This window comes from Streptomyces sp. NPDC088553 (genome assembly GCF_044752965.1).
Lineage (GTDB): Bacteria > Actinomycetota > Actinomycetes > Streptomycetales > Streptomycetaceae > Streptomyces.
The window spans coordinates 121,723-129,521 of sequence record NZ_JBIVMG010000017.1 but is presented as its reverse complement, the minus strand read 5'-3'; the positions used below and the strand labels follow the sequence as shown (position 1 = coordinate 129,521).

The following is a 7,799-nucleotide window of genomic DNA, read 5'->3' as shown; positions in this document are numbered from 1 at the left end:
ACCGCCGCGGCGAACGGCACGATCTTCGCCTCCGCGAGCGCACGCACCGACTCCCGGAGCATGTCGTGCTCCTCGGAGGGCCGATACAGGTCGAAGTCCTTGCCCATGATGTGGAGCTCCCCTAGACGCTTGTGGCACTGAGTACCCTCAGCAAAACACACTCAGTGCCATGATGCCAGAGCGCCCCGACGCTGATCTGCGTCGGGGCGCTCAAGGGACCGGTCGGTCGGTTTTGTTAACCAGGGGTGTTCGCGAGGTTCCCTTCTTCCCGCCGGAGCCGGCTCGCGTCGTACTCGGCGGCCAGCTCCCGGGCGCGGGCCTCGGTCATGTCGAGTCCCGTGAGCAGTGCCGGCGTACAGATGGTCGGCAGCACATGCCGGAGGAGGACCGAGACCCGGTACGTCAGATCATTGCGCTCGCACATGATCTGAGACATCGTCTGGATTCCCGCGTACGCGCCCGCGAAGAGCTCCGCGGTGTCCGTCACGTTCACATGGAGCAGGAGCTCGCCCCGCGCCTTGGCCACCGTCAGGATCTCCGACACCTGGTCGATCCAGGCCCGGAACGGCGCACCCCGGTCGACCCCGGTGGCACCGCTGTCCAGGGTAAGGGCGACGCTCGCGCGCACGAGCGGGTCGCGCTGGATCCGGTGGGCGAGCAGGAAGCCCTGGTCCACCAGCTCCTGGAGCTTGATGGGCTGCGGCGTGAGCGGCTCGTCGAGCAGCTGGGCGTCGAGAACGCCGAGGGCCAGGTCTTCCTTGGAAGCAAAGTGGAAATACAGCGCTCCCTTGGTCACCCCGGCGCGCAGCAGGATCTCGCCGATGGTCGACCGCTCGTAGCCGCGCTCCGCGAAGACGGTGGCGGCCGACTCGAGGATCACCCGTCGGGTTCGGATTGCACGCGCTTGCTGCGCCAAGGCGCCTCCTGCTGTCTCGCTGTCTGTGCTCAACGTGTGACGTGAAGCATTGAAAAGAAAACCGCGCTGTACGTATTCTACGGCGGGCGGGTTTCACCACCCGGGGGTTGGGGACGCGAGGGGGATCCATGGATCAGAACTGTCGAGGAGCGACGTCGCACGTCCCCGGGGAGTTCGTTCACCGCGCGGATCCCGCGGACATCATCCCCACGGGCTGGACGCAGCTTCAGGAGAATCGGTTCTCCGTATCCGCCCGCTGGTCTGCCGAGCATCCCTTCTTCTCTCCGGTGGCAGCGGTCCGGCACGACCCCGTGCTGGTGGCCGAGACGATACGCCAGACCACCATGCTGGTCGCTCACGCCGAACTCGGGGTACCCCTCGACGAACAGTTCGTCATGTGGGACCTCTCCTACAGCGCCGAACCCGAGGCGCTCGTCGTGGACGGCCCCTTCTCGGACATCAACGTCGACGTGGTCTGCTCCGACCTCACGGGCCGGGGCGGACGCCTCCGGAACCTGCGCACCACCATGGTGCTCACCCGCGACGGCCGGCTCCTCGCCACCGGCGGCGGCGTGGGCCGCTGCACCTCCGCCATGGCGTACCGCCGGATGCGGGGCGAGCGTATGGCCGCGCTCGGCCGTCCCGTCCCGCTGATACCCGCGGTGGACCCGTCGCTCGTCGGGAGGGAGCGGGTCGAGGACGTCGTCCTCGCGCCCGGCACCCGCCCCGGTCAGTGGCAGCTGCGGATCAACACCGCCCACACCACCCTCTTCCGGCGCCCGAACGACCACGTCCCCGGGATGGTGCTGCTCGAGGCCGCCCGGCAGGCGGCGACGATGGCGCTCGGGAGCACGGCCTACCTGCCCAACGCGATGGACGTCTCCTTCTCGCGCTACGTCGAGCTCGACAGCCCCTGCTGGATCGAGGCCGAGACCGTCTCCACCTCGGACCCCTCGACGACCACCGTCAGGGTCTCCGGCCACCAGGACGGCACGACCGTCTTCCTCTGCACGCTCACCTCCCCGTCCCGGGAACTGGCGGGGGCCACGGCCGGCCTCGGCAGCCGGCTGGCGGGCTGAACCGGACAGGCACGAGGGGCCCCTCACCTTCTGAACACCGGCGCGACCGGATTCGTCGGCGGCCGGGTCGCGGCCGCCGCGGCGTCGGCGAAGGAGCCCGCGCGCGTACGGCTGCTCTCCCGCCGCCCGCTCACCCCACCGGCGCGGGTACGTGGCCGGGGACGGCCGGACTGCCCGCCGGTTCCAGACCGGCGAGCGTTCCGGGGGCGGCCAGCATCGGCAGCAGCGTCCGCCACAGTCCGGTGACGGTGCCGGGCGACAGCCACTCGCCGTTGTCCCGGCACAGTGCCTCCAGACCGACGGTGGCGGCCACCACCGTGCGGACGAGGTCCTGTTGACCGCCGTGGCCGGTGGCGAGCAGGCCCTCGTCGGCCGCCTCCGCGAGCCGCTGCTGGACGCAGCTCAGCCACTCCTGGCGCGGATTGAGGTCCGTACGGCAGCCCCGGGAGCAGCTGAGCCGGTATCCCGCGCGGACGACGATGTCCTCACGGAGCAGCCGGGCCAGGGCGTGCGTGGTGTCGACGAGGTTCTGCAGGGCGTTGGGCCCCCGCCCGTACACGGTCCGGGCCGTCCTGCGCAGGACGCTGGACGCCTCGTGCTCGACGGCGGAGGCCACCGCGGGCTTGTTCTCGAAGTGGAAGTGGAGCGCGCCGGGGCTCACCCCCGCGCCCGTGCTGATCGCCGACAACTTGGCCAGGGTGTAGCCGTGCTGGTCGAACTCCCTGGCCGCCGACCTGATCAGCGCCTCGCGGGTCCGTGCGGCCCGCTCCTGTTTGGTCACCCGTGGCTCCCGTAGCACCGTGCGTCGCGGTGGTACGGGTGTGCGCCCCGTCGCGCCGTACCGCTCGACGACTCCAAACCGACTGCTTGGTATTGTACGAGCTTTTCGTGTGCCCTTGAGCGCTTCGGTGCGGATCGGATGACCGGGACCGGTCCCGGACGGATACGGAATGCGTACGAGGGTGGCGAGTTGGGTGGCGGCCGAAGCCGCTGAGGTGCTCCCGTGAGCCCTGGTGAGCCCCAAATAGCAAACCGAGCCACAGGTTTGTCACCGACTCAGCCGGCAACACGGCCGGTGCCCGGGGACGTGCGTCGTGCGTACGGGATCAGGGGCGGGGGTGGGTCGTCACCACGACCACGCCCGCGAGCAGCACCACGTTCTTGACGACGAACTCGCCGACCAGCGTGAGCAGCAGCGGGTTGGAGTGGGAGAAGGCCACCGAAGGCGTGAGGACCAGCACCGCGAAGGTGCCGCAGAGGTGGGCGGTGAGCACCGGCAGGGCCATCGCGCGGGCGCGCCCGGACGTCAGCCAGAGGCCGAGCGCCACCTCGGCCCAGCCCAGGGCGGGCACGAACCAGTCGCCCGCCGTGAACGGCAGGACGTCGACGACGAGCGCGGCCGCCGGGCTGAGCCCGATGACCTTGAGGACCCCGAACCACACGAACACGCCGCCGAGTCCGGCCCTGAGCATGGCCAGGCCGTACCGGTGCAGCCGTGGCGCGAGCCGGTCGAAGCGGCCGAGGGGAGCGGGGGAGCCGGCGGGCGGCGGGGTGGCGGTCCCCGGGGCGGGAGGGGTGGTGGCAGGGATCACCTGGGAGGAAACGGTCATGCGCGGGCATCTCCATCACGAGTCGACGCGGGGGCCGGGCGGGGCCGTGCGGGCGGATCGAGGCCGGGTGGGGCGGAGCCGGGGCGCGGACCGCTCGGATCACGCCGAAATCCCGGCAGGAGGGTCGGACGCCGTGGGCCACGCTAACCACGTCCCGAGCACCCCCGCGACGCCCATCGGTTCCTTGCATGCCCGCTATGGAAGAAGTCGATAGGGCGTTGCCGCCCGCGATCAAATCTCGCCAGCCTGAGCACTGTTCGAGTTTGTGTTTGATCCATCGGCTCGAACCGCGTCCATCCGCTCCCGGCAGCATGCGAAGGAATCCACGGATGTCCCACCGACCCGCCGCCCCCGCCTCCACCACGACCCCCGCGGCCCGCACCGCCCTCACCCGGCGCCGGGTGCTCACCACATCGGCCGCCGCGGCCGGGGCGCTCGCCCTGCCCGGCACGGCCGCCTGGGCCGTGCCCACCAGCTTCGAGGCGGAGACGCGCACGGGCCGCCGCCGGCCCGGCGCCGTGACCGACCCCAGCGTCGTCATCCGCTGGAACCAGGCCGCGATGGACGCGATCCTCGGCCGCTACCAGGCCGCCGGCAACCGCTTCGGCCCCGCCACCGTGAACGCCCGTGCCCTCGCGATCATCCACAACGCCATCTACGACGCCTGGGCCTGCTACGACCGCTGCGCCGTCGGCACCCGTTTCGGCGGAGCCCTGCGCCGGCCCCGCTCCGAGCGCACCCTCGACAACAAGAACGAGGCCATCAGCTACGCGGCCCACCTCGCCCTGCTCGACCTGTACCCCGAGTACAAGGTCGCCATCGACAACATGCTCCGCGGCCTCGGCCACGACCCCGAGCTCACCGACCCCCGCCGCAACAGCCCCGCCTGGATCGGCCGCCGCACCGCGCGGGCCGTCCTCGACCACCGCCACGCCGACGGTGCCAACCAGCTCGGCAGCCCGGCGTACTCCGACACCACCGGCTACCAGCCGCGCAACAGCCCGCAGACCGCCGGGGCCTTCGACCCGGCCGCGGTCACCGACCCGGCGCACTGGACCCCGCTGATCGTCGGCGGCAAGACACAGCGCTATCTCACCCCGCAGTTCGCGGTGATGCAGCCCTTCGCGCTGTCCCGCCCCGACCAGTTCACGGTCCCCGCCCCGCCCGCGTACCCCTCCGTCCGGATGACCGCCGCCATCGAGGAACTCCTCGACATCAGCGCGAACCTGACGGACGAGCAGAAGGCCATCGCCGAGTTCTGGCTCAACGACGACGTCACCCCGCCCGGCGCCCAGCAGATGTGGGGACGGTACGTCTCCGCCCGTGACGGACACGGGGTCGACGAGGACGCCCAGATATTCTTCGGCCTCAACATGGCCGAGTGCGACGCCGCCATCGGCTCCTGGGCCGTCAAGGCCCAGTACGACTTCGCGCGCCCCTCCACCCTCATCCCGTTCGACCAGCGCGGCAGGCAGATCCGCTCCTGGGGCGGCCCCGGCCGGGGCACCGTCACCATGGACGGCGTCGACTGGCAGGCGTACGTGGCCGTTCCGCCGTTCCCGGCCACCGTCTCCGGACACAGCACCTTCTCCGGCGCCGCCGCCGAGTTCCTGCGTCGCTTCACCGGCTCCGACTCCTTCGGCGACTCGTACCGCTTCAAGGCGGGCGCCTCCACCGTCGAGCCCGGCCTCACCCCGCGCACCGACGTCGTCCTGCACTGGCCCACCTTCAGCGAGGCCGCCCGGCAGGCCGGCATCTCCCGGGTCTACGGCGGCATGCACTGGAGCTTCGACAACGAGCCCGGCATCGAGATGGGCCACCGCATCGGCAAGGTCGTCCACCGGCAGGCGATGCGCTACTTCGGCGGAACCCACCGCTGACCCCCGGGCAGGCCCGTCCCCGCGGTGGAACCGGCACCCGCGGGGGCACGCGCCGCCCGCCCGTCCACCACCCCGTGCCGAGCCCCGCCCTGCCCCGCCTCCGCCCGCCCCGCCAAGGAGAGAACACCGTGAGCAACCAGACCCAGACCCCCGCGGGTGCGGTGACCCCGCCCGCCCGCAGCCGCTGGGCGGGCGGCGCCCCGCCCTTCCCCGGCGGCCGGCCCGCCGTCCTCGGCACCCTCGCCACCGTCGTGTCCCTGGTGATCCTGGTCGCCCTCGGCGAGGCAACCGACCAGCTCCTGATGATCGCCCCGCTGGCCGCCACCGCCATGATCATCTGCAGCACCCCGGTGCTGCCCCCGGCCCAGCCCCGGGGCGTCATGCTCGGGCAGACCGGCTCCGGTGTCCTCGGCCTCGTCGCCGTCGCCCTGTTCGGCCGCTCCCTCTGGGTGGCCGCCGTCGCCGCCGGCCTCAGCGTCGGCCTCATGCTGCTGCTGCGCGCCGTCCACGCGCCGGCCGCCGCCACCGCCGTGCTCGCCGTCCTCCAGGACCCCGCGCCGTTGCGCTTCCTCGTCCTGCTCGCCGTCGGCAGCGCGCTGCTCGTCCTGATGGGCCTGCTCGCCTCCCGCCTCGGCGTGATCGGCAAGTACCCCGCGTACTGGTGGTGACCGGGACCGCCGGCGCGTAACGCCACCCTGCCCGCTTGTACTTCCGCGAACTCACCCTCAACGGAGCGCCCGTGAACCGAGACAGACTGCTCGTCAGCTGTGAGCAGATCATGGAACAGCTGCGCCACCCCGCGGCCGGGGACGAGAACACGGTCCTCGTCGAGATCACCGACGGCGGCAGCGAACTGGGCCGGATCCCCGGCTCGGTCCGGCTGGACTGGACCGGCGACCTCCAGGACCCGGTGCGCCGGGACGTCATCGGCCCCGAGGCCTTCGCCGGCCTCCTCGGCCGGCACGGCATCTCCGCCGACCACACCGTCGTCCTCCTCAGCGGCAACAACAACTGGTGGGCCGCCGCCGGATACTGGCAGTTCGCCCTGTACGGCCACCGGGAGCTGCGGATCCTCGACGGTGGCCGGCTCCGCTGGGAGGCGCTCGGCGCCCCCCTCACCCGGGACGTACCGGAGCGCGAGCCGGTCACCTACCCCGTACCGGCCGTCGACGAGACGATCCGGGCCCGCCGCGAGGACATGCTCGACCACATCGGACGCCACCAGCTCCTCGACGTCCGCTCCCTGGAGGAGTACCTCGGGCAGAGCAACACCCCGCCCGGTGTGCCCGAGGACCTCGGGGTGCGCTGCGGCCACGCCCTCTCCGCCGAGCACCTCCCCTGGCACACCGCCGTCCGCCCCGACGGCACCTTCCGCGACGACGCGGAACTGGCCGCCGCCTACGCCGGGGTCCGCACCGACGTCCCGACCGTCGTCTACTGCCGGGTCGGCTGGCGCTCCGCGCACAGCTGGTTCGTGCTGAGCGAGCTCCTCGGCCTTCCCGACATCCGCAACTACGACGGCGCCTGGCGCGAGTTCGGCTCGCTCATCGGCGCCCCCATCGTCAACGGGCCCGAGCCGTGGGGTCCCGACGGCATCCCGTCCATCGTCGCCCAGCGCGACGCCACCTCGGAGGTCCGCGCCCATGCCTGACGTGACCGTCTACCGCGACGTGCTCCGCAACGGCTTCGACCAGACCGACCTGCCCTGGGTGCCGTGGACCGAACCCGGCCGCGTCGGCGTCGAGTTCGTCGTCCTCTGGGGCCCCGACCCGGACGAGGACGAGGACTCCGCCTCGCTGCTGCTGCGCTTCCCGCCCGGCGCGCACGGCGACTTCCACGAGCACCTCGGCCACGAGCTGATGCTCGTCCTCGACGGCACCCTCGACCACAGCGACGGGCGCCGCTTCCACCGGGGCGACCTCGTCGTCGAGGAGCCCGGTACCCGGCACCAGATGTCCAGCGCCGACGGCTGCACCGTCCTCGCCGTCCGCGCCCGCCCGGCGGCCGCCCGCACACCCGGGGCCGGAGAGATCACCACGGGCGTCGGCGCCGGGGTCCCCGGCGCCTGAGCCACCCCCGGGTCCTCCCCGGGCGCGCGCGAACCCCCGGCCCCCGCGCGGTCACGGGGCCACCGGGTCCCCACGAGGGACCCGGCGGCCGCGCGTCCGTACGACGTCCCGCTCGTGTCGGAACGGCCCCGGACACACGTCCTGCCGCGCGCGGCAGGCGACGGCTCCGCGCCCCGAGCCGAGTCGGCCGCGAGCCGAGTCGGCCGCGAGCCCAGGCGGCCGCCGGCCGAGACGCGCCCGGCCGA

At 72.6% G+C, this 7,799-nt stretch carries 9 protein-coding genes; 5 read left to right on the top strand and 4 right to left on the bottom strand.

What is annotated here, in order from left to right; translation table 11 throughout:
• Both ACIP8Z_RS37255 and ACIP8Z_RS37250 read right to left on the bottom strand, forming a co-directional pair.
• The coding region (locus ACIP8Z_RS37255) for an acyl-CoA dehydrogenase family protein (RefSeq protein WP_146250805.1) at positions 1-107 on the bottom strand (107 nt) is incomplete at its 3' end.
• A gap of 128 nt (positions 108-235) precedes the next feature.
• The gene (locus ACIP8Z_RS37250) at positions 236-916 is read right to left on the bottom strand and encodes a ScbR family autoregulator-binding transcription factor (RefSeq protein ID WP_402091384.1); all 681 of its coding nucleotides are present in this window, start codon (positions 914-916) and stop codon (positions 236-238) included.
• A gap of 128 nt (positions 917-1,044) precedes the next feature.
• On the opposite strand from ACIP8Z_RS37250, the gene ACIP8Z_RS37245 reads away from it, so the two are divergent.
• Positions 1,045-1,995 carry a ScbA/BarX family gamma-butyrolactone biosynthesis protein gene (locus tag ACIP8Z_RS37245; RefSeq protein ID WP_402091381.1) on the top strand — a complete coding sequence of 317 codons (951 nt, stop codon included), beginning with the start codon at positions 1,045-1,047 and terminating at the stop codon, positions 1,993-1,995.
• 130 nt (positions 1,996-2,125) lie between these two features.
• Here ACIP8Z_RS37245 and ACIP8Z_RS37240 read toward each other — a convergent pair whose 3' ends face one another.
• Together ACIP8Z_RS37240 and ACIP8Z_RS37235 are read right to left on the bottom strand one after the other, a co-directional pair.
• A complete protein-coding gene (locus ACIP8Z_RS37240; protein ID WP_402091378.1) occupies positions 2,126-2,776 on the bottom strand; it encodes a ScbR family autoregulator-binding transcription factor in 651 nt (216 codons plus the stop codon).
• A 325-nt stretch (positions 2,777-3,101) separates the two neighbouring features.
• Positions 3,102-3,605: a hypothetical protein gene (locus tag ACIP8Z_RS37235; protein ID WP_402091376.1), complete on the bottom strand. Its 504-nt coding sequence runs from the start codon at positions 3,603-3,605 to the stop codon at positions 3,102-3,104.
• Positions 3,606-3,934: 329 nt separating this feature from the next.
• Between ACIP8Z_RS37235 and ACIP8Z_RS37230 the strand changes: the two genes are divergently transcribed.
• From ACIP8Z_RS37230 to ACIP8Z_RS37215, 4 genes are all read left to right on the top strand, one after another.
• A complete protein-coding gene (locus tag ACIP8Z_RS37230; RefSeq protein WP_402091373.1) occupies positions 3,935-5,485 on the top strand; it encodes a vanadium-dependent haloperoxidase in 1,551 nt (516 codons plus the stop codon).
• 128 nt (positions 5,486-5,613) lie between these two features.
• On the top strand, positions 5,614-6,153 hold the full coding sequence (locus ACIP8Z_RS37225; protein WP_402091371.1) for an HPP family protein: 540 nt from the start codon (positions 5,614-5,616) through the stop codon (positions 6,151-6,153).
• 71 nt (positions 6,154-6,224) lie between these two features.
• The gene (locus ACIP8Z_RS37220; protein WP_402091369.1) at positions 6,225-7,136 is read left to right on the top strand and encodes a sulfurtransferase; all 912 of its coding nucleotides are present in this window, start codon (positions 6,225-6,227) and stop codon (positions 7,134-7,136) included.
• The gene (locus ACIP8Z_RS37215) at positions 7,129-7,554 is read left to right on the top strand and encodes a cupin domain-containing protein (RefSeq protein WP_402091366.1); all 426 of its coding nucleotides are present in this window, start codon (positions 7,129-7,131) and stop codon (positions 7,552-7,554) included. The genes ACIP8Z_RS37220 and ACIP8Z_RS37215 overlap by 8 nt, the downstream gene beginning before the upstream one ends.
• The last annotated feature ends 245 nt before the right edge of the window (positions 7,555-7,799 follow it).

What these genes read in the sequence shown, in the direction of transcription:
- ACIP8Z_RS37245 (WP_402091381.1), top strand. Translation starts at nt 1,045, where the DNA reads ATGGATCAGAACTGTCGAGGAGCGACGTCGCACGTCCCCGGGGAGTTC.
- ACIP8Z_RS37235 (WP_402091376.1), bottom strand. Translation starts at nt 3,605, where the DNA reads ATGACCGTTTCCTCCCAGGTGATCCCTGCCACCACCCCTCCCGCCCCG.
- ACIP8Z_RS37230 (WP_402091373.1), top strand. Translation starts at nt 3,935, where the DNA reads ATGTCCCACCGACCCGCCGCCCCCGCCTCCACCACGACCCCCGCGGCC.
- ACIP8Z_RS37215 (WP_402091366.1), top strand. Translation starts at nt 7,129, where the DNA reads ATGCCTGACGTGACCGTCTACCGCGACGTGCTCCGCAACGGCTTCGAC.